Here is a 19,470-nt window from a genome sequence, read left to right on the forward strand (position 1 = left end):
ATTGCTTTGGCCATAACGTCACTTCCGTTCCTTACGGACGAGAAGGTAATGGAGTTTCCCCTGTAGAGCGTAGAGGGATCGGACGACTCTTAAGCACGGAACGTGACGACTCATGTACGTCACGACATGCACCGGCTCGACGGAAAGGGACGGACCCCCCCCCGTGCTGACAGAAGCGGAAACGACCACCCCGGAAGGGGAGGAGCGAGAACTCCCCGCACCCCCCTCACTCCTGACGTTCAAGACACAGTTCGCCGCTGCGCCGCGAGGCGCGCAGCTCGCCCGGCGGCTGGCGGTGAGGTGGCTGGAGGAGCGGGGCTACCCGGTGGCGTCGGACGTGACGTGCGCGGTCGCGCTGGTGGTAGGCGAACTCGCGGCGAACGCCGTACAGCATGGCCGCGTCCCGGGACGGGAGTGCGGCCTCCGGCTCACCCTTGACGCGGCGGCGGGCGTGGTGCGGGTGGAGGTCGCGGACGCCGCCGCCGAGAGGCGGTTGCCGACGGGCGCGCCGACGTCGTATCCGGAGGGCGAGTCGGGCCGGGGTCTGCTGATGGTGGACGTACTGGCGGTGCGCTGGGGGTGGGAGCCGCGCGACCCGGTGGGGAAGACGGTGTGGGCGGAGCTGGGCATCGAGCCGCCGAGGCCCCCGTGGGCGGGCCTGGCCCCAGACGTCAGCACCCGTTGACGAGAGCGTTGACAAGATCCCCCGACCCCCTTCATCATCATTCCACTACTTGATTAGTGGAATGATGATGAAGGGGGTGGTGATCTTGGAGTTCCGTATCGACAGACGGAGCGGGGTCCCCGCCTTCCAGCAGATCGTCCAGCAGGCCAAGCAGGCTCTGCGGCTGGGCGTTCTGGTGCCGGGGGACCGGCTGCCGACCGCCAAGGAGGTCTCCGAGGTCAGTGCGGTCAACCCGAACACCACGCTCAAGGCGTACCGGGAGCTGGAACGGGAGGGTCTGGTCGAGCCACGTCCGGGCCAGGGCACGTTCGTCACCCGGACACTGGCCCGCCCGGAGAGCGGCGCGGACTCGCCGCTGCACGGGGAGTTGGTGACGTGGATGGCGCGGGCGCGGGAGGCGGGGCTGGAGCGGGAGGACGTGGCCGCGCTGGTCGCGTCGGCGCTGGAGAAGCAGTACGGCGGAACGACGAACGGAACGGGGAATTCGGGTGAGTGACGGTACGTACGCCGGGGGAACGGCGATCGAGGCGGTAGGGCTGGGCAGGCGGTACCGGCGGGGCTGGGCCCTGCGGGACTGCTCGTTCCGGCTGCCGACCGGGCGGATCTGCGGGCTGGTCGGCCCGAACGGCGCGGGCAAGACCACGCTGCTGCGCATCGCGGCGAACGTGCTGGAGCCGACGCGGGGCACGCTGAGCGTGTTCGGCGGGGCCCCGGACACGGCGGAGGCGGGACGGCGTACGGCGTACCTGGCGCAGGAGAAGCCGCTGTTCCGCCGCTTCAGTGTGGCCGAGACGCTGCGGGTGGGCCGGGAGCTGAACCCCGGGACATGGGATCAGCGGGCCGCGGAGGACATCGTGCGGGCGGGAAAGGTGCCGCTGGACGCCAAGGTCGCCACGCTGTCCGGCGGACAGCGCACCCGCGTGGCCTTCGCGCTGGCTTTCGGCAAGCGCCCGGATCTGCTGCTGCTGGACGAGCCGATGAGCGACCTGGACCCGGTGGTCCGCCATGAACTCATGGGCACGTTGATGGCGGAGGCCGCCGAGCGCGGCACCACGGTGCTGATGTCCACGCATGTGCTGGCGGAACTGGAGAACGTCTGCGACTACCTAGTGGTCGTCGCGGAGGGCGGGGTACGCCTCGCCGGTGACGTGGACGAGCTGCTGTACGCGCACACCCGGGTGACGGGTGCGCGCGAGGGCGAGGCGCTGCCGGAGCCGCTGACGCGGCACACGGTGGTCGAATCCCGGGGCAGTGGACGGCAGTTCATCGCCCTGGTACGACCGGATGGGCCGGTCACCGGCCCGTGGGACACGGACACTCCGACGATGGAGGAACTCCTGCTGGCCTACCTGCGCTCGACCGGGGCGCCACCGCTGATCACCCCCACTGCCGAGGTCCGGACCAGCACGAGGGAGGCGGCGGCATGACCACCGTGACCGGCACCCCGAACAAGACCGACCCCAACCCCGGATCCCCCTCCTCATCCTCCGGCCGCCCCCGCCTGAGCGGCATGACCTGGCTGGTCTGGCGCCAGCACCGGTCGGCCTACTGGACGATGCTGGGCGCCACCGCGTTGCTGCTGGGGTGGATGATCTACCAGCGCGCCCGGATGACGGACTTCCTCGCCGACAACGGCTTGCCCCGTGAGGGCGCGGAGAGCATGGGCGCGGCGTTCGTGAAGTACACCGAGGCGCTCGACTCGGTCGGTTTCCTGCTGAGCGCGATCCCCCTCCTCCTGGGCGTCTTCGTCGGCGCCCCGCTGCTCGCACAGGACCTGGAACACGGCACCGCCGGGCTCGTCGCCACCCAGTCCGCGAGCAGGCGCCGCTGGCTGGCCACCAAACTCGGCGTGACCGCGCTGGTCGTCATGGTGGTCACGGTGCCGCTGTCGGTCACGTACGGCTGGTGGTGGAACCCGGTCAAGGACCAGGTCAGCGTCCTGTCCTGGAGCACCGGCTTCGCGTTCGACACGACGGGACCCATGCTGGTCGCGCTCACCCTGCTCACCGTCGTCGGCGGTGCGGCGATCGGCTTGGTGCTCCGCCGCACGCTCGCGGCGATGGCGTTCACCATGACCTTCGCGGTCGCCGTCCTGTACGTCTGGGACTCCCTCCGGATCAGCCTCGGCGACCCGGTCACCCTCACGACCGACAAGGGCGTCATCGCGGAGGACTCGTTCCCCACACTCCCCGATTCCGCACACGTCACCGACGAGTCGTACCTCACCGGCGCCGGCGACCTCCTCGGCTGGAGCACCTGCGCCAACGAACCCTCGGAACAGACCCGCGAGACCTGCCTGAACCAGGCCGACGTCATCGGCTGGTCCGTGGACTACGTACCGATCACCCAGATGCCCACCATGCAGTGGCTCGGCGCGTCGATCCTCTTCGCCCTGACGGCGGCCATCACGGTGTTCCTCTTCACGTGGGGGCGCAGGCGGCTGGTCTGACGGGCACGGTCCACGTCTTCAGTCGGTACGCGGGTCAGCGCTTCTTGGTCTTCTTCGTCTGGGGCGGGGTCCACGGGCCCCGGTGCAACTGGCAGCGGGAGTAACCGATCATCGCCGGATTCCGGCACCGCTTGCCTGTCTTGGTATCGGTCGACCCACACCTGACCTGCTTCCCCATACGTCCTCCTCCTGTCCGGCCGAAGGTGCCCATGCGCCACCTATCGTCACCGTCAGAGACGGCCACGATGCTGCGGGCGGCCGCAATCGGCTGATTACGGCCGCTTCCTGCCCGGAAGGCGGCGAGTCTGGCGGTGAGTGTCCGGCGGAGTCGATCACTGAGCCCAACAGACCGGCCAGAAGCTCACTTTCGGCCATCCAGGGTTGTGATCAGGCTGCTGTGAACGTCGTTGATGCAGACCACCGAAGCAATCGCCATACGCTCGACCGGATCTGCGACGTGTGACAAAGCGAGTGAACCAGGCCTCAGCACGAGCATGCGGTCTTCCGGGCAACTGCACACAGTGCTGGGCCGCTTCGTCTCCCCACCACGTCACCGCAGCTATTCGCGGACCAGTCCAGGGCCGGTTGGGTGGGCCCTGTTCGGGATCGCCACTGTGATCTACGGCTGGGCCTACAGCAACGGCATGCCCGTGGCTGGGGTAGCAGTGCTGGTTCCAGGGGGCGTCGCCCTCTGAGACGCGGCGCTATCGTGCCAGTAAGGCCCCTTACGAGCGGCGTCTGGCGATCTGGCGTGAGTTCCTGGTCTGTGTGCCGTGCAACATTGCTTTTCTGCCTGCCGGGTCGCCTCAGCGGCTCGGTCTTGCTGTTCCACAGTGGCGAGTTGCGGTCAATGGGCTCCACGCGGCACTCACCCGCCTGGCGACGAGGGGCCACTGATCGCGGTAGGCCGTTCGAGGCTGGCCCTGCGTGATGGTTCCACCACGAACAGCGTCCGGCGCGTGCAAGAATCCCACTCGGTCAACCGATAACGCGGGCTGGCTTCGTGCTGCCTGCCACCCCGGGAGGGGAGCCCAGCATGGCCGTGCTGTCGTCGAGTCCGAAGTGGCCCACCGGGCCCGACTATTTCCACGACTGGGCGCTGGTGGATGTGGAGACCTCCGGGCTGAGGCCCGGTCAGGACCGTGTCCTGTCACTCGCCGTCATTACGTTGGACGGAAACGGTCGGCAGACCGGAGAATTCTCCACACTCCTCGATCCGGGTTGCGACCCGGGTCCGGTGCACATTCATGGCCTTACCTCAGCACGTCTTGCGGGCGCGCCCACCTTCGAGGAGATAGCGCCGCAAGTGGGGGCACTGCTCAGCAGCCGCGTCCTTGTCGCCCACAACGCGCAATTCGACTACGACTTCCTCGCCCATGAATTCGCTCGCGTCCGCTCCTGGGTTCCGGTCAGCAGACGACTGTGCACAATGGCACTCAACCGCCTCGTCGGCCCTGCGACGCCAGACTTCAAGCTGGGCACCCTCGCCGCGCACTACGGCGTACGCCAAGAGAGGGCCCACGACGCCCGGGACGACGTACGGGTACTGTCCGGCGTCCTTCGCGGCTCGCTGGGCGCCGCCGAGCGGCTGGGCCTGCCGTTGCCGCTCCTGACCTGCCCGCCCCGCCAGGAATTCAAGCCCTACGTCCCCAAGACCCCCTGTGTCTACCGTAATCCGGGCCGTCTGGGCGCGGACGGACCACTCGTGCAGGGAATGAAGGTCGCCATCACCGGGGATACGCAGGTCTCCCGCGAGGAACTGGTCGCCCGCTCGGTAACGGCCGGGCTGAACATGATGACCGCGGTCAGTCGGCAGACCAGCGTCGTCGTCACCAACGATGCCGGCATGGCGTCGGCCAAACTGCGTCGTGCAGCAGCCGAGGGCATCCCCCTCGTGGACGAGCCAACCTACCTGCGTCTACTGCTGAACGTGCAGCCCGGCCAGGCCAAAGGCACCGCCCGCCCCAGCACTGCCGTGCGACACCGTGAGGCCGAGCCGCCCGGGAGCGCAACGACCGCGCAGCCCGCCAGGACACCAAGCATCCCGGCGCAGCGCACTACCGCGCCGACCACACCCACCGCCGACCCGGACCAGCCACTGGCGGGGCGTCGGGTCTTGATTCTGGGCGGCACCCACGAGGAGGCCGCCGCAGGACGTTCCCGCGTTGTCGACCTCGGTGCCTCCGCAGCGGTCAATCTCTCCGCCAGAGTGACCGACGTCGTGGTGCTGCCCGGCGGCGAAGCAGACCGGCGCATGAACCGCATCGTCTCTCTCGGCCTGCGCGTGCACGACGCCGGCTGGCTCGACGCATCCTCGCCAGCAGGTATCCCCCTGTCGGGGCAGAGCGCGGCAGGGGACCAACCAGAAACAACAGAGGTACTGGTCCGAGGCGCCGTCATCGATCTGCCCGACCTCGACGGGACCTGGACGGTGTCCGCCACGTGGGCTCAGCAGACAGCCTGCGACGTGGATGTCGTCGCCTTCGCCCTCGACGCGCACGAGCAGGTGGCGGGAGACGAGGACTTCGTCTTCTACAACGCGCCAGAGCACCCTGACGGCACCGTACGGTTCGCCACGGACGGCCCGACGGAGCAGGCTGTCACCGCCGACCTTGAGCGGCTGCCCCTGGAGGTCAGCAGAGTCGTCATCGCTGCCGCGATCGACGGCAACGCGACGTTCTCCGACGTCGGCGCCATCGAGATCACCGCCGCCTGCGGAATCGGCGTGGCACCAACCGTCCAAGCCACCCTCGACGCCGCCACCACCGAACGCGCCATGATCCTCGCCGAGATCTACCGCCGAGGCGACGGCTGGCGGTTTCGAGCCGTCGGCCAGGGCTATGACCATGCCCTGGCCGACCTGGCCCGCGGCTACGGCGTCGATGTCACCGAGTGATCCAGAAGACACTTGAACACATATCGGCGCCTGTTCTCCACGCGGATCCGGTGTCGCACACGTCGCGTCTTGATCCGTCCCGCGCCGGTCCTGATTGGGTTAGGTCTCCCATTGGCAAGCTGCCGACCTCGTACGCATCATGCTCCAGGCACGCGCCGCGATCACGACCCCGGAGATCTCCTCAGGTAGGTGGCCGACTTCACTGGGCTTGATTCGCCTTGACGGACATTCGAGATCAGGGGTTCTGCCCCGCGAGGATGTCCATCATGGAGAGCATGGGGAAGAAGAAGCCTCGCCCTCGCCGCTCGTTCACGCCGGAGTTCAAGGCCGAGATCGTCGAGCTGTGCCGACGCGGTGACCGATCGATGGGTCAGATCGCCAAAGACTTCGACCTGACCGAGACCGCGGTGCGCGACTGGGTCAAGCAGGCCGAGGTCGACGCCGGCGAGCGCGACGGCCTGACCAGCAGCGAACGCGAGGAACTGGCCGCGCTGCGGCGGGAGAACCGCCGACTGCGCGAGGACGTCGACATCCTCAAGCGGGTCACAGCTTTCTTCGCGAAGGAGACCCGGTGACGGTGCACCCGTTCATCGAGGCGGAGAAACGCACAGGTCACAGCGTCAAACGGGCGTGTGAGCTGCTGAAGGTCTCCCGAGCCGCCTATTACGCCCGACGCACCGCAACTCCCGGTCCCCGTGCTGTGCGCGACGCAGAGCTGACCGAGCAGATCACTACCGTCCACGCCAGGTCGCGGGGAACCTACGGTGCCCCACGCGTCCACGCCGCTCTCCAGCACGACGGCGCCGCGTGCGGCCGCCGACGGGTCGCCCGTCTGATGCGTGCGTCCGGGCTGGCAGGGGTGTATCGCCGACGACGGCACCTGACCACCGTTCCCGATCCCCGGGCCGCTACCCGTCCCGATTTCATCGGCCGGGACTTCCAGCCCGACACCGCACTGGACACTCGCTGGTGCGGCGACATCACCTACATCCCGACCGACGAGGGCTGGCTCTACCTGGCCACACCGTCATCGACATCGCCTCACGCCGTGTGGTCGGCTGGGCGACCGCCGACCACATGCGCACCGATCTGGTCGCCGACGCCCTGACCGTGGCCTGCCGGCAGCGTCGTCCGATGCGTCCGGTGATCTTTCACTCGGACCGTGGAAGTCAATACACCAGCCAGCAATTCGCGTCCGTCGCGGAGGAGTTCGGAGTCCGGCTGTCGGTCGGCCGCACCGGGCAGTGCTGGGACAACGCACTGGCCGAATCGTTCTTCGCCACCATCAAATGCGAACTGCTCGACCCGACCACCTGGCCCACTCGGGCCGCCGCACGCACCGCAATTTTCGACTTCATCGAGAGCTGGTACAACTTGCACCGGTTGCACAGCAGCCTCGGCTACCGCAGTCCCGCCGACTACGAGACCGCACTCGCAGCCTGACCACCACACCGATGGTGTCCGTCAAAGCGGAACAAGCTCACGCGCACAACCCGGAACACTCCCTCGGTGGTGCCGTCGAGCACGGCCGGGACGCACTGGCCCAGGCGTGCGCCGCGCTGGACTACGCCACATCGAAAGGGCTGTGCGGCGCCTGGGGCGTCGCCTCATGGGACCCGTCCCCGCTGGTCGGCGTGGTCGATCCGACCACGCCGAAACCGTCGGTCCTCATGGCACGAGCCGGTCTGCTGGTCGGTACCAGAACGCTCGACGCCGCCGAAGCCCTCACGGCGGCCTGGGACCTCGACCGCAGTCGGTTGTGGGGCATGAGCCCCTTCGGCGGAAGCACGGGGGACCCGGTATGGGATCGGATCGACCCCCGGATCTTCCTCCGGAGTGGTGACGGATTCTCCCGTGTCCAGGCGGCCTTTCGGGCCTCGTACTGCCTCCCCGGTGCCGGGACCCTGGCCGTGGGCACGGACGATCCGGCTCATCTGGGTGAACTGCTCGACGCCCTGGACGCCGAGCCTGATGAGCGGACGATCCACGAGTACCGCACCCTTCTTCGAGAGCGGTCGATGGGTCAGTCCGTCTGAAGCTCCGCGATGATCTGTCGTGCCCTGTACCGGGCGGGTTCGATCCTGGGGTCTTCCGGGTGGGCGTCCGGCCCGAGGATCTTCGAGCACACGAAGAGCGTCATCAGCTTGCCGTCCCGGCTCTCGAAGTCGTGCCGTCGCTCGCGCCGTACACGGTCGGCCAGAGCAGGGACGGCGAGCGAGGCGGCCCAGAGCGTCGCCGCGTCGAGCCCTCCGGGGGCATTCCCCCAGTCCTCCCAGTCGAAAAGGGAGAAGGCCGACGCGCTCATATTGGCCCAGTTCAGGTCGGCGTGGGCCGGAACCCATCGCTCGATGGCCGTGTCGATCACCTCGGGGAATGCGCTACGGATCGACTCGGTGACCAGATCCTGCGTCATCGTCACGGTGTCCGGGGTGGCCACGCGACGAGTCGTGTGCCGCGTCAATGCGTCCAGAGAATCCCCGAAGGCTCGCCACCACTCCACGGGGAGTGCTGGCTCTTCACTCAGGACGGCGGTCCCGATCGGCGCACCCGGAAGGAGATCCGTCTCGTCGGCCCGCCACATCACCGAGTCGTCCGCGTCCCGCCAGACCACACACCCCCGCCACGTGGGCTGGGCGACACCTTCCAGACGGGCGGCGCTCTCCGTGCCGTTCCACCCCTGGTCGGTGATCTTGCCGAGCGGGCGCCGCTCCACTCGTACCCAGGTGTCCCGATCCGTCCGGGCCCCCACGGACCGGCGCTTGCGCACCGTCGTGCCCGGGTCCACTCGGGTCTGAAGGGACCGCTCGACGCAGCCAAGAACCTTGTCGACCGGCTCGACGCGGAGGTCGACAGCGCGAACAGCGGAGACCGAATGCGTCATGCGGGGACCGTAGCAGCGGGCCGCGGTGCTCCGGCGCATCTGAGTCAAGAGAGACGAGCGGTTGCCTGATGCCTACGCCATACCTACCGGACGATGGTGGAGGACCTCGGCACCGAGAGCCGCCACGTTGCGGTCGTCAATGCCAAGGGCAGCGCGGAACTCGTGTCGGATGGCCTGCCGTTCTTGAGTGAGAGCTCGGGCGGCGAGTGTCTCTTCAGCTGCCTGCTGGAGAACCGGGATGACTTCAGTCCCCTAAACTCCGAGTCGCATAGGAGGTCCCAGCCGCGGTCGAACTCTCTTTGCGCTGCGGCGGACAGCCTGGCAGAAATGGACGTTGCTGCCGGATCTGGTCACGGCTCTCCAGAACGCGGGACCCTGCACACCCTGCCGGAGCGCGGAACAGATGGATGAAGAACTCTGTCCGAAGCGTGCGCCGCGCGTCCGTCCCAGGGCAGACCGGCAGCCCTTGGCCTACTCGCCAGTGGCCGCAGCTCGTCCGACGATGTCCGATAGTGACCCCCGGTAGGTGGTGTCAAGCTTGCTCACTACGCCCAAAGTTGGGCCGGGACCGTTCTTCATATGGCTCACGTAGTTCTCGGGCAGCAGTACCCCGTCGCCGACTTCGAGCGGCTTGCTCCCACGCCAGCGGTAGGCGTACCGCCAACGTCTACGACCTGACAGCCGTTGACCTCGATATCCGGATCTTGCAGGGACTCCCCGAACGGGTCGGTCGCCCGCAGGTCCGGTGGTGCTGGTCGGTCATGTCCACTGATCCCCTTTGGCAGAAAGCTGATCGGGATCTTCTCTCGGTTTGTTCCCGGGGGGAATGCAGAAATCGGTCGCGCGCTCTACGAGGCGGTGGAGCGGGCCCAGCAAGGAGGCCCTCGAAGCCGAACGCAGGCCCCGGGCTGCCGACGGCTCCTGACCCGCTCGGGGAGCCGGGGATCCCCAGGCCGACTCCCCCAGCGGCTCCCAAGGGAACCCTAGAAACCACTCAGGGGCCCGACCCGCTCTCGCGGGTCAGGCCCCTGACCTGGTATTTCAGCTGTCGGGGTGGCGGGATTTGAACCCACGACCTCTTCGTCCCGAACGAAGCGCGCTGCCAAGCTGCGCTACACCCCGATGTCCCCACGCGCCGTGGCGACGACGATTACTTTAGCCCACCGGTGGCCGGAGACGAAATCCGGTTTTGGCGCGGTGGCGGACGGGGTTCGGGCGGATGTGGTCGAGGGCGATCATGACGACGGCGGCGGCGCAGAAGGCGAGCCCCAGGAGGAGGGCGTTGGCGAGGACGCCGCGATAGCCGTGCTGGTCGACGTCGAGGAAGGGGTAGAGGTAGCGGCCGGGCGTGCCCGGCAGCAGCAGTTCGCCGCGGCCCAGGGAGAAGGCCAGGTAGGCGAGGGGGTAGAGGAGCCACGGCCCGGCCTGGCGGAGGTGCAGGCGGCCGGGGGCGGTGAGCAGGAGCCAGTCCAGGACCGCCGCCGCGGGCGCGACCGTGTGCAGGAGGATGTTCGCCGCCGTCGCCCAGCCCGTCGGCTGCGGCTGGCCCGCCGCTCCCGAGGTGCCCGCCATCGAGAACGGGCTCGATTCGTTCACCAGCAGCAAGTGGTAGACGAGCGATGTCGCCAGGATGTAGAGGAGCGCCGCCCCCGACACTCCGCCCGGCAGCGGGCGGCGGGCCGTCCACGCGCGGCGGGCCGAGACCAGCATGGTCAGCGCCAGCAGGATGTTCGCCTGGATCGTGAAGTAGCTCAGGACCCGCAGCGGGCTGCCCAGGAGCAGGCAGACGGTGATGCCGGTGACCGAGGCGAGGGCGATCAGTACGCGGAACGCGGCGGCCATGGGGTGGCGTACCGGAGCGACCACGGCCGCGGCCGGCACCGGAGACGACGGGAGGAACGAGGCAATGCCCGGGACCGCGGGGAGGTCAGGCATGTCCCTAGGTATCGGGGCGGTCATACCTCCAGGCTAGGCAAATGGGGTATATGGGGCGATATGGGTGGGCTGTGTGGGGTACCCGCGCCTCCCGGCGAGCCTGCCAGGTCCCCCGACCTGTACCTCTCCCGACTAGCCCCGGTCTCCCTACCTGGCCGGTCCCCCGACCAGCCAGGTCTCCCGACCAGCTCGGTCCCCGACCCGCGCCCCGTTCCGACCTGCCAGGTCTCCCGACCCGCACAGCCTCCGACACCCACACCGTCCCCCCGACAACCGCCACATTCCCAGGCGCCCGCCCAGCAGCCCCCCGCCCGCCCAGCAGCCCCCCGCCCGCCCAGCAGCCCCCCACCTGCGCAGCAGAGTCCCCCCGACCCGCAAAGACCGCCCTACCCCCGCCCCACCAACGTCAACAACGTAACCTCCGGCGGACAAGCCACCCGCACCGGCGTATACCGATTCGTCCCGCACCCCGCCGACACATGCATGTACGCCGTCCGCCCCTCGGCCACATGCGTGGACAGCCCCTTCACCCGCCCCGTATCCAGATCGCAGTTGGTGACGAACGCACCGTAGAAAGGCAGACACAGCTGCCCCCCGTGCGTGTGCCCGGCCAGGATCAGCGGGTAGCCGTCCGCCGTGAAGGCGTCCAGGCTGCGGAGGTACGGGGCATGCACCACGCCGATGGAGAAGTCCCCGGCTCCGGAGGGCCCGCCCGCCACCTGCTCGTACCGGTCCCGCCTGATGTGCGGATCGTCCACGCCCGTCAGCTCGACCGACACCCCCGCGGCCTTCAGCACACCCCGCGTGTTGGTCAGATTCAGCCAGCCCGCGTCGTCGAAACCGTCCCGGAGCTGCTGCCAAGGATTGTGAATGGCGCCCACGGCAGGCGCGTTGCCGTTCAGTCCGTACCGTCCCTGCGCCCTCTCGAAGAGATAGCGGGCCGGGTTGCGCAGCTTGGGCCCGTAATAGTCGTTCGAGCCGAAGACGTACGCCCCCGGGAACTCCATCAGCGGACCCAGCGCGTCCAGGACCTCCGGGACGCCCTCCGGGTCGGACAGATTGTCCCCGGTGTTGATCACGAAGTCCGGCCGCAGCCCGGCCAGCGCCCGCAGCCACCGCTGCTTCTTGCGCTGACCGCTCACCATGTGGATGTCGGACACATGGAGCACCCGCAGCGGACGCATCCCTGAGGGCAGGACGGGGACCGTCACCCGTCGCAGACGGAAGGAGCGGGCCTCGAAACCCGCCGCGTAGATCAGTCCGGCGGCCCCAGCCGCCGTGATTCCCAGGGGTACTCCATATCGAGCGCGCATACGACCATCGTGTCAGAACCGGCCCCCGTACCGGCGGCCCCCGTACCGGCCCCCGCAACGGCCCCGTACCGTCGCCCGCCCGGCCCACGCCCCCCGGAGGGCACAGAGGCTCCCCATGCCCGCCCCCTCAGCTTGACCAAACCCCGTAGGGGTGCCCCCCTGCGGACCACCCCCGAAATCCCCATCCCCCCACCCACCGCACCTGCGACAATCAACCCATGACCACCCTCAAGTCGAAGCTCCACGAAGACCTCAACGTTGCGATCAAGGAGCGCGACGAGCTGCGCTCCTCCACCCTCCGGCTGACGCTCGCCGCGATCACCAAGGAGGAGGTCGCGGGCAGGACGAAGCGCGAGCTGTCCGACGACGAGGTCCTCAAGGTGATCACCCGCGAGGCGAAGAAGCGCCGCGAGGCCGCGGAAGCCTTCGCCCAGGGCGGTCGTGCCGAGCAGTCCGAGCGGGAGAAGGCGGAGGGCGAGGTGCTCGCCGACTACCTCCCCAAGCAGCTCTCCGACGCCGAGCTGGAGCGGATCGTCGTCCAGGCCGTCGAGGAGGCCAAGGCCGGCGGCGCCGAGGGCCCGCGCGCCATGGGCGCGGTCATGAAGATCGTCAACCCCAAGGTCGCCGGCCTGGCCGAGGGCGGCCGGGTCGCCGCCACGGTCAAGAAGCACCTCACGAGCTGAGCCCCACCCACCCTCAGCCCCACCCATCCCACCCACGGCACCATCCCGCACCGACAAAACGGGGCGCCCCTCGCCAGAGGAGCGCCCCGTCAGTCAAAACCCGCACATTCCTACGGCGGTCAAGCCGCCCCCCCCAGCAGTCCAGCTTCACGGCAATCCAGCCGAAGCCGAGACCGAAGGAAAGCCGAAGCCGGAGGCGAGCCTGGGAGGGAGGTGGAGAGGAAGCCGCCCCCTAGCCAGGGGCCCCAGCGCCCCTAGGGCCACTCCCCGCCATTCCCCGGATCCCCACTCCGCCCCCCATTCTCCGTCCCCTGAATCCACCCCTCAGGGATCGAGAACGACGGCGAAGGCAACGTACCGCCACCCCCGCCCCCAGCATCCGTACCGCCATTGGTGGACAGCCCGCCGATCAGTCCGCCGAGGTCGCCCTGATCGCCACCGCCGTCACCGTTGTTCCCGTCCGTGGTGCCATCGCCACCGCCACCGTTACCGGCACCGTTGCCACCGCCGCTGTCCCGCTCCGCGCTGTCCGGGATGTTGACGAGGGTGAAGTCGGGGGCCGGCTTGTCGGCGAGGGCGCCGGTCATCATGTCGCGCCAGATGGGGCCGGGGACCTGGCCACCGAACACCTTGTCGTGCCAGACGCCGCCGATGGTGATGTCGGACATCTGGCGGTCGTGCGCCGGGTCGCCGACCCAGACGGCGCCGGCCATGTTCGGGGTGTAGCCCACGAACCAGGCAGCGTACCGATCGTCCGTCGTACCGGTCTTACCGGCGCTGGGACGGCTGCCGAGGCCCGCCTCCGTACCCGTACCGTCCTCGACCACACCGCGCAGCAGGGTGTTGATGGTGTCGGCGGTGGTCTCGGACATCGCGCGCGAGCAGGTCGACTTCGGGACCGCCAGCGACTTGGTCTCGTCACCGATGGTCTGGCTGATGGACTCGATGGCGACCGGCGTGCAGTACATCCCGCGCGAGGCGAAGGTGGCGTACCCGGCGGCCATGGTCAGCGGGGACATCTCCTCGACACCGAGGGCGATCGACGGAAGCTGCTCCAGCGGTTTCCCGTCCGCCCCGTCAAGGCCCATCTTGTCGGCCATCTCGATCACCGGGCAGACGCCGATCTCGCTGATCATCTGCACGTAGTAGGTGTTGACCGACTTGGCGGTCGCTTCCTTCATGTCGTACGGGCCGACCTCGGACTCGTTCTCGTTGGTGAGTTCGACGCCCTCTTCGCTCCAGCTCTTGCCGTCGCACAGCGCGACCGGGGTCGGATAGTCCATCTCGTACGGTGATGAGTACGTCTTGGTCGCCGGCATCCCGCCCTCCAGGGCAGCCGCGGCGACGACCGGCTTGAACGTGGACCCGGCCTGATAGCCGACGCCGCCGCCCATCGCCTGGTCCACCGACAGATTGATCTGTGTCTCGTTCTCCCCGAAGCCGTACGGCCGTGACTGGCCCATCGCCAGGATCTTGCCCGTGCCCGGCTCGACGATGGTGGCCGCGGTGGCCACCTCGTCGCTCTGGTACACGTGGTCCTTGACCGACTCCTGGACCGACTCCTGGGCTGTGGGGTCGAGCGTCGTACGGATCGTCAGGCCGCCCTGGTTCCAGACCTGCGCCCGCTCCTCCTCGGTCTCGCCGAAGGCCGGGTCGCTCAGGAACACCTCGCGGACGTAGTCACAGAAGAAACCGGCGCCGTCGGCGGCGGTGATGCAGCCGTTCTTCGGCTGGCTGACCTTCAGCCCGAGCGGCGTCGCCTGCGCCTTGGCGGACTCCGCCTCCGAGATGTCGCCGACCTCGGCCATCCGCTGGAGCACGGTGTTACGGCGCTTGGTGGCTTCCGCCTCGTCGTTGATCGGGTCGTACCGGCTCGGCGACTGGACGATGCCGGCCAGCAGCGCCGACTCCTGGAGGTTCAGATCCTTCGCGGACTTGGAGAAGTAGCGCTGGGCCGCGGCCTCGACGCCGTACGCCTGCTGGCCGAAGAAGGTGATGTTCAGGTAGTTCTCAAGGATCTTCTTCTTGCCCAGCTCCTCCTCGACCTGGATCGCGTACTTCAGCTCCTTGATCTTGCGGCCGAGGGTCTGCTGGGTGGCCTCGGCGACCTTCGTCGGGTCGTCGCCGGCCTCCTCCACGAAGACGTTCTTCACATACTGCTGGGTGAGCGTGGACGCGCCCTCGGCGACCCCGCCGCTCTGCGCGTTCGCGTTCAGGGCGCGCAGTACACCCTTGAGGTCCACCGCGCCGTGCTCGTAGAAGCGCGCGTCCTCGATGGCGACGATCGCCTTCTGCATGTACGGGGAGACGTCCGTCAGGTCGACCACGGTGCGGTCGCGTGAATAGACCGAGGCGATCAGGCCGCCTTCGGCGTCGAGGATCGTGGTGCGCTGGCTCAGCGGCGGGGTCTTCAGATTGGCGGGCAGCTCGTCGAAGCTCTCCACCGATCCCTTCGCCGCGAGTCCGATGGCACCGACGGCGGGCAGCGCGATCCCGGCCATGACGGCACCCGCGAGCACACTGACACCGAGGAACTTGGCGGCCTGCTGCATCGGGGACAGACCACCGCCCGAGCGGTTCTTTGGCATGGGGGCAGCCTACGTTCTCATTCGCCGGACACGCGTATATGCCTTGGCCTAAGCTGCTCTCAACTGTCACAGCAGTAGGGCTACGTATCAATACGTCCGGCGACCCCGAAACGTTCCGGACGTTCCCCGAATTTTTTTGCGAGGGGCGTGTCCGAAACCGCCTTGTGTGTCATATGGCGTCCGTTGTGGCTCAGTAGAAGTGCCCCGGTTTGCCGGGATGGTCACGCATGTCGCCCGCTCACTCCCCCGGGTGATCTGCCGCTTACGCATAGTCCGTTCGGGCCATTCAAGATTGGGCCCGAAGGGGGTGTTGCGCTGTGCCCACCTTCCGTAACGTCCTCAACTGGCGGCGGTGAATATGCCGCTGCCGCCGTGGGGGAGCCTCGATTCGGGAGAGGACGGCGCCGGTATGGGCTGGGTAACCGACTGGAGTGCGCAGGCGGCCTGCCGCACTACCGATCCGGATGAACTGTTTGTTCAAGGAGCAGCGCAGAACAGAGCCAAGGCGGTGTGCACCGGCTGCCCGGTGCGCACGGAGTGCCTGGCCGATGCGCTGGACAACCGCGTCGAGTTCGGCGTGTGGGGAGGGATGACCGAGCGGGAGCGCCGCGCGCTGCTGCGCAGGCGGCCCACCGTCACCTCTTGGCGCCGGCTCCTGGAGACGGCGCGGACGGAGTACGAGCGGGGGGCCGGACTGCTGCCGCTCGATGACGACGAGGTGTACGAGAACTACGCGGCGGTGGGCTGAGGGCACGCGCCCTGCGGGGCGCCCCGGTTCACCTGTCCGGGTCTCGGTTCCTCGGTTCCTCGGCTCGTCTGTCCGGGTCTCGGTTCGTCTGACCGGGCTCCGGTTCATCTGTCCAGGTTCCGGTTCACCTGCTCCGGGTCTCGGCCGTGCGGCGGTTGTCGGCTCGGCCGGTCGGCCAGCTCGTCCGTTCCCGCTGCCCGCTGCCCAGTGCCTGCTCCTGCGGCCGGTCGGCTCGCTACTGGCTGCTGTGCAGCTGGGGGTGACTTTCGCCACTCACCATCACTCGCGCTGCCCCCCTCCGCGCTCCTACCACTCGATTCACTCGATCACTCGCCCCCTGTCACTCCTTCAGACGCGCCTTCAGGCTGCTCAGACGCGCCCTCAGACCCCTCCCCGCGCCCGGCGTTCGCCGCCATCCGGTCGCCGATGTCCCGCAGTCCCGCGAGATCGTGTACGTCGCCGGGCAGCGCGGCTACCTCGGCCACCGCGACCTCGGGGTGACGCGCGGTGAAACGGTCACGCGTGCGCTGCTCACGGGCCAGCAGATGCATCCGCTCGGCGTGCAGGCGCAGCAGGCTCGCGGTGAGCAGCTCGACCGCGCGCTCGGCGTTCCCCACCGTGTCCGGAGTCGTCTCAGGGCTTGAATCCGGATCGGCGTCCGAGGTCACCGCGGGGTGCTGGTCCGGCGTGGCGGGGGAGCCTGCGTCGGGCGTGGCGGTCTCGGAGCCGGGGAGTGGGGTGCCGGTGGCGTCCGGGCCGATGCTCTCCGCGCCGGAGGTCTGGGAATCCGTGGGCTCGGAATCCATGGGCTCGGAATCAGTGATCTCGGAACCGGTGGTTTCGGGGCCGGTGGTTTCGAGACCGGTGGTCTGGGAGTCGGCGGTCCGGGAACCGGCGGGTGCTGAACTGCCGTAGATGTCAGGAGAGTTACGAAGTCCAGCTTTCCCGCCCCCCTGATCCACAATGCGGGACTCCTCAAGATTTTCCGCGGCGGCGAGCGCCCGCTCGGCCGACAGCCGGTCGGCGCCGCTGCCATGCACCCGGTTGAGCACCAGCCCCGCGAACGGCATGTCCTCCGCGGCCAGCCGCTCCACGAAATACGCCGCCTCCCGCAACGCGTCCCGCTCCGGCGCCGCCACCACCAGGAACGCCGTGCCGGGCGCCTGGAGCAGCTTGTACGTGGCGTCCGCGCGGGTGCGGAAACCGCCGAACATCGAGTCCATGGCCGCCACGAACGTCTGCACGTCCCTGAGCAGCTGCCCCCCGAGCACCTTGCCCAACGCGCCGGTCATCATCGACATCCCGACGTTCAGAAACTTCATCCCCGCGCGTCCGCCGACCTTGGCCGGGGCCAGCAGCACCCGGATCAGCTTGCCGTCGAGGAAGGAACCCAGCCGCTTCGGCGCGTCCAGGAAGTCCAGCGCCGAGCGTGACGGCGGTGTGTCGACCACGATCAGGTCCCACTCGTCCCGCGCGCGCAGCTGGCCCAGCTTCTCCATCGCCATGTACTCCTGCGTGCCGGCGAAGCCCGCGGACAGCGACTGGTAGAAGGGGTTCGACAGGATCGCCGCCGCCCGCGCGGGATCCGCGTGCGCCTCGACGATCTCGTCGAAGGTGCGCTTCATGTCGAGCATCATCGCGTGCAGCTCGCCCCCGCCGTCCACGCCCTTGACCCGGCGCGGGGTGTTGTCGAGCGAGTCGATGCCCATCGACTGGGCGAGGCGGCGTGCCGGGTCGATGGTGAGCACTACCACCTTCCGGCCGCGCTCGGCGGCGCGCAGGCCGAGGGCCGCCGCCGTGGTCGTCTTGCCGACCCCGCCCGAGCCGCAGCACACCACGATCCGGGTCCCCGGGTCGTCCAGCAGGGGGTCGACGTCGAGCACGCGCGCGGGCGCCAGCCGACGGGCGCCGTCCTGTGTGTGGGCGGCCGGGTCCGGTGTCATGAGATCCCCTGCTTCCGCAGCTCCGAGGCGAGTTCGTACAGGCCCGCCAGGTCCAGGCCCTCGGCGAGCAACGGCAGTTCGTGCAACGGCAGGCCCAGCTCGGCCAGCTGGGCCCGCTGCTCGTGCTCCAGCGCGTACCGCTCGGCGTACTCCTCGGCCTGGGCCAGCAGCGGGTCCACGAGCCGCTCGGCGTTCTGCCCGCGCCGGGCCCCGCCGAGCCCCGCCGCCGACAGCGACCGCGCGAAGTCCGCCCGCCCGGTGTTCCGTACGAGGTCCAGTCCGGCCTCGTCCAGCAGCTCCGGGCGGACCATGTTGACGATGATCCGGCCCACCGGCAGCCGCGCGGTGCGCAGTTCGGCGATGCCGTCCGCGGTCTCCTGGACCGGCATCTCCTCCAGCAGCGTCACCAGATGAACGGCCGTCTCCGGCGACTTCAGCACCCGCATCACGGCCTGCGCCTGATTGTGTATCGGGCCGATCTTCGCCAGCCCGGCCACCTCGTCGTTCACGTTCAGAAAGCGCGTGATGCGGCCCGTGGGCGGGGCGTCCATGACGACGTAGTCGTAGACGAACCGGCCGTTCTTGTCCTTGCGGCGGACCGCCTCGCACGCCTTGCCGGTCAGCAGGACGTCCCGGACGCCCGGGGCGATGGTGGTGGCGAAGTCGATCGCGCCGAGCTTGCGCAGGGCCCGGCCCGCGCTGCCCATCTTGTAGAACATCTGGAGGTAGTCCAGAAGGGCCAGTTCGGGGTCGATGGCCAGCGCGTACACCGCGCCGCCGCCTCGGGCGACGGCGATCTTCCGTTCCTCGTAGGGCAACGCCTCCGTCTCGAAGAGCTGGGCGATGCCCTGCCGGCCCTCGACCTCGACCAGAAGGGTCCGCTTCCCCTCCGTCGCGAGGGCGAGCGCGAGTGCGGCGGCGACCGTCGTCTTTCCGGTCCCGCCCTTGCCGCTGACGACCTGGAGCCTGCTCACGTATTCGAGCGTAACCAGTCCGCGCCCGGTGCAACCGGGAGGCTCGGAGGCTGTGGACAACCGGGGCCTGTGGATAAGCCATGGCCCACGCTTCGGAACGCCGCGGGGCGGGAGGGGTGGGCTCCGCTGCCGGGCGCACAGCCGGGCGCGCACCCGGGTCCACATCCAGGTCCACACCCAGGTCCACGGCCGGGTCCCGGTCGGAGGGGCCGCCGCTCCGGCCGCTGAAGCGACCTGCCCTCCGGAGCGATCCGCCCCCGGCCTCTGACGCCACCCGCCCTCGGCCCCCTGAAGCGACCTGCCCCCTGAAGCGACCCGCCCCTTGGAGCGGCCGACCCGCCCCCGGCCGCTGAAGCCTCCCCTCCCCGGCCCCCG

17 protein-coding genes and 1 tRNA gene are annotated in these 19,470 nt (G+C 69.0%); 11 read left to right on the top strand and 7 right to left on the bottom strand.

Translation table 11 applies throughout. The annotated features are described in order from the left end of the window. The first annotated feature begins 163 nt into the window (after window positions 1–163). From ACFRFC_RS11785 to ACFRFC_RS11825, 9 genes are all read left to right on the top strand, one after another. The gene (locus ACFRFC_RS11785) at window positions 164–685 is read left to right on the top strand and encodes an ATP-binding protein (protein WP_382680899.1); all 522 of its coding nucleotides are present in this window, start codon (window positions 164–166) and stop codon (window positions 683–685) included. A gap of 67 nt (window positions 686–752) precedes the next feature. Continuing rightward, window positions 753–1,181 (top strand): GntR family transcriptional regulator, encoded by a 429-nt coding sequence (locus ACFRFC_RS11790; RefSeq protein WP_382681098.1) that lies wholly within the window; start codon window positions 753–755, stop codon window positions 1,179–1,181. Beyond that, window positions 1,174–2,112, top strand: a complete 939-nt coding sequence (locus ACFRFC_RS11795; protein WP_382680900.1) for an ABC transporter ATP-binding protein — start codon at window positions 1,174–1,176, stop codon at window positions 2,110–2,112. The genes ACFRFC_RS11790 and ACFRFC_RS11795 overlap by 8 nt, the downstream gene beginning before the upstream one ends. Next, entirely contained in the window at window positions 2,109–3,134 is a 1,026-nt protein-coding gene (locus ACFRFC_RS11800; protein ID WP_382680901.1) for an ABC transporter, read from the top strand. The genes ACFRFC_RS11795 and ACFRFC_RS11800 overlap by 4 nt, the downstream gene beginning before the upstream one ends. Window positions 3,135–4,170: 1,036 nt before the next feature. Further along, window positions 4,171–6,030 (top strand): TerD family protein, encoded by a 1,860-nt coding sequence (locus tag ACFRFC_RS11805; RefSeq protein ID WP_382680902.1) that lies wholly within the window; start codon window positions 4,171–4,173, stop codon window positions 6,028–6,030. 266 nt (window positions 6,031–6,296) lie between these two features. After that, a complete protein-coding gene (locus tag ACFRFC_RS11810; protein WP_382680903.1) occupies window positions 6,297–6,605 on the top strand; it encodes a transposase in 309 nt (102 codons plus the stop codon). Next, complete coding sequence (locus ACFRFC_RS11815; RefSeq protein WP_382680904.1) at window positions 6,602–7,138, top strand: IS3 family transposase; 537 nt, start codon at window positions 6,602–6,604, stop codon at window positions 7,136–7,138. Before ACFRFC_RS11810 ends, ACFRFC_RS11815 begins: the two co-directional genes overlap by 4 nt. Beyond that, the gene (locus ACFRFC_RS11820; RefSeq protein WP_382680905.1) at window positions 7,108–7,473 is read left to right on the top strand and encodes a transposase; all 366 of its coding nucleotides are present in this window, start codon (window positions 7,108–7,110) and stop codon (window positions 7,471–7,473) included. The genes ACFRFC_RS11815 and ACFRFC_RS11820 overlap by 31 nt, the downstream gene beginning before the upstream one ends. Window positions 7,474–7,484: 11 nt before the next feature. Beyond that, entirely contained in the window at window positions 7,485–8,066 is a 582-nt protein-coding gene (locus tag ACFRFC_RS11825) for an aldo/keto reductase (protein WP_382680906.1), read from the top strand. Here ACFRFC_RS11825 and ACFRFC_RS11830 read toward each other — a convergent pair. From ACFRFC_RS11830 to ACFRFC_RS11845, 4 genes are all read right to left on the bottom strand, one after another. Continuing rightward, window positions 8,054–8,911, bottom strand: a complete 858-nt coding sequence (locus ACFRFC_RS11830; RefSeq protein WP_382680907.1) for a hypothetical protein — start codon at window positions 8,909–8,911, stop codon at window positions 8,054–8,056. The genes ACFRFC_RS11825 and ACFRFC_RS11830 overlap by 13 nt on opposite strands. A gap of 1,048 nt (window positions 8,912–9,959) precedes the next feature. Next, window positions 9,960–10,033, bottom strand: a tRNA-Pro gene (locus ACFRFC_RS11835). A gap of 33 nt (window positions 10,034–10,066) precedes the next feature. Beyond that, window positions 10,067–10,870: a Pr6Pr family membrane protein gene (locus tag ACFRFC_RS11840; protein WP_382680908.1), complete on the bottom strand. Its 804-nt coding sequence runs from the start codon at window positions 10,868–10,870 to the stop codon at window positions 10,067–10,069. Between the two features lie 362 nt (window positions 10,871–11,232). Further along, window positions 11,233–12,159 carry a metallophosphoesterase gene (locus tag ACFRFC_RS11845; RefSeq protein WP_382680909.1) on the bottom strand — a complete coding sequence of 309 codons (927 nt, stop codon included), beginning with the start codon at window positions 12,157–12,159 and terminating at the stop codon, window positions 11,233–11,235. A gap of 218 nt (window positions 12,160–12,377) precedes the next feature. On the opposite strand from ACFRFC_RS11845, the gene ACFRFC_RS11850 reads away from it, so the two are divergent. After that, window positions 12,378–12,842, top strand: coding sequence for a GatB/YqeY domain-containing protein (locus ACFRFC_RS11850; RefSeq protein ID WP_382680910.1), 465 nt, complete (start codon window positions 12,378–12,380; stop codon window positions 12,840–12,842). 254 nt (window positions 12,843–13,096) lie between these two features. Here ACFRFC_RS11850 and ACFRFC_RS11855 read toward each other — a convergent pair whose 3' ends face one another. Then, the gene (locus ACFRFC_RS11855; protein WP_382680911.1) at window positions 13,097–15,430 is read right to left on the bottom strand and encodes a transglycosylase domain-containing protein; all 2,334 of its coding nucleotides are present in this window, start codon (window positions 15,428–15,430) and stop codon (window positions 13,097–13,099) included. Window positions 15,431–15,839: 409 nt separating this feature from the next. Here ACFRFC_RS11855 and wblA point away from each other — a divergent pair, with 409 nt between their 5' ends. Beyond that, complete coding sequence (wblA, locus tag ACFRFC_RS11860; RefSeq protein ID WP_194042842.1) at window positions 15,840–16,178, top strand: transcriptional regulator WblA; 339 nt, start codon at window positions 15,840–15,842, stop codon at window positions 16,176–16,178. 326 nt (window positions 16,179–16,504) lie between these two features. Here wblA and ACFRFC_RS11865 read toward each other — a convergent pair whose 3' ends face one another. Then, entirely contained in the window at window positions 16,505–18,121 is a 1,617-nt protein-coding gene (locus tag ACFRFC_RS11865; RefSeq protein WP_382680912.1) for an ArsA-related P-loop ATPase, read from the bottom strand. Continuing rightward, window positions 18,118–19,095 (bottom strand): ArsA family ATPase, encoded by a 978-nt coding sequence (locus ACFRFC_RS11870; protein WP_382680913.1) that lies wholly within the window; start codon window positions 19,093–19,095, stop codon window positions 18,118–18,120. Before ACFRFC_RS11870 ends, ACFRFC_RS11865 begins: the two co-directional genes overlap by 4 nt. Window positions 19,096–19,470: the final 375 nt, after the last annotated feature.

The organism is Streptomyces sp. NPDC056734 (genome assembly GCF_042790455.1).
Taxonomy (GTDB): Bacteria; Actinomycetota; Actinomycetes; order Streptomycetales; family Streptomycetaceae; genus Streptomyces.

Bases quoted from the DNA above. Each gene is read 5' to 3' on its own strand.
- wblA (WP_194042842.1), top strand. From the start codon at position 15,840: ATGGGCTGGGTAACCGACTGGAGTGCGCAGGCGGCCTGCCGCACTACC.
- ACFRFC_RS11810 (WP_382680903.1), top strand. From the start codon at position 6,297: ATGGAGAGCATGGGGAAGAAGAAGCCTCGCCCTCGCCGCTCGTTCACG.
- ACFRFC_RS11830 (WP_382680907.1), bottom strand. From the start codon at position 8,911: ATGACGCATTCGGTCTCCGCTGTTCGCGCTGTCGACCTCCGCGTCGAG.
- ACFRFC_RS11845 (WP_382680909.1), bottom strand. From the start codon at position 12,159: ATGCGCGCTCGATATGGAGTACCCCTGGGAATCACGGCGGCTGGGGCC.
- ACFRFC_RS11805 (WP_382680902.1), top strand. From the start codon at position 4,171: ATGGCCGTGCTGTCGTCGAGTCCGAAGTGGCCCACCGGGCCCGACTAT.
- ACFRFC_RS11850 (WP_382680910.1), top strand. From the start codon at position 12,378: ATGACCACCCTCAAGTCGAAGCTCCACGAAGACCTCAACGTTGCGATC.
- ACFRFC_RS11800 (WP_382680901.1), top strand. From the start codon at position 2,109: ATGACCACCGTGACCGGCACCCCGAACAAGACCGACCCCAACCCCGGA.
- ACFRFC_RS11865 (WP_382680912.1), bottom strand. From the start codon at position 18,121: ATGACACCGGACCCGGCCGCCCACACACAGGACGGCGCCCGTCGGCTG.
- ACFRFC_RS11825 (WP_382680906.1), top strand. From the start codon at position 7,485: ATGGTGTCCGTCAAAGCGGAACAAGCTCACGCGCACAACCCGGAACAC.
- ACFRFC_RS11790 (WP_382681098.1), top strand. From the start codon at position 753: ATGAAGGGGGTGGTGATCTTGGAGTTCCGTATCGACAGACGGAGCGGG.
- ACFRFC_RS11820 (WP_382680905.1), top strand. From the start codon at position 7,108: ATGCGCACCGATCTGGTCGCCGACGCCCTGACCGTGGCCTGCCGGCAG.
- ACFRFC_RS11855 (WP_382680911.1), bottom strand. From the start codon at position 15,430: ATGCCAAAGAACCGCTCGGGCGGTGGTCTGTCCCCGATGCAGCAGGCC.
- ACFRFC_RS11840 (WP_382680908.1), bottom strand. From the start codon at position 10,870: ATGACCGCCCCGATACCTAGGGACATGCCTGACCTCCCCGCGGTCCCG.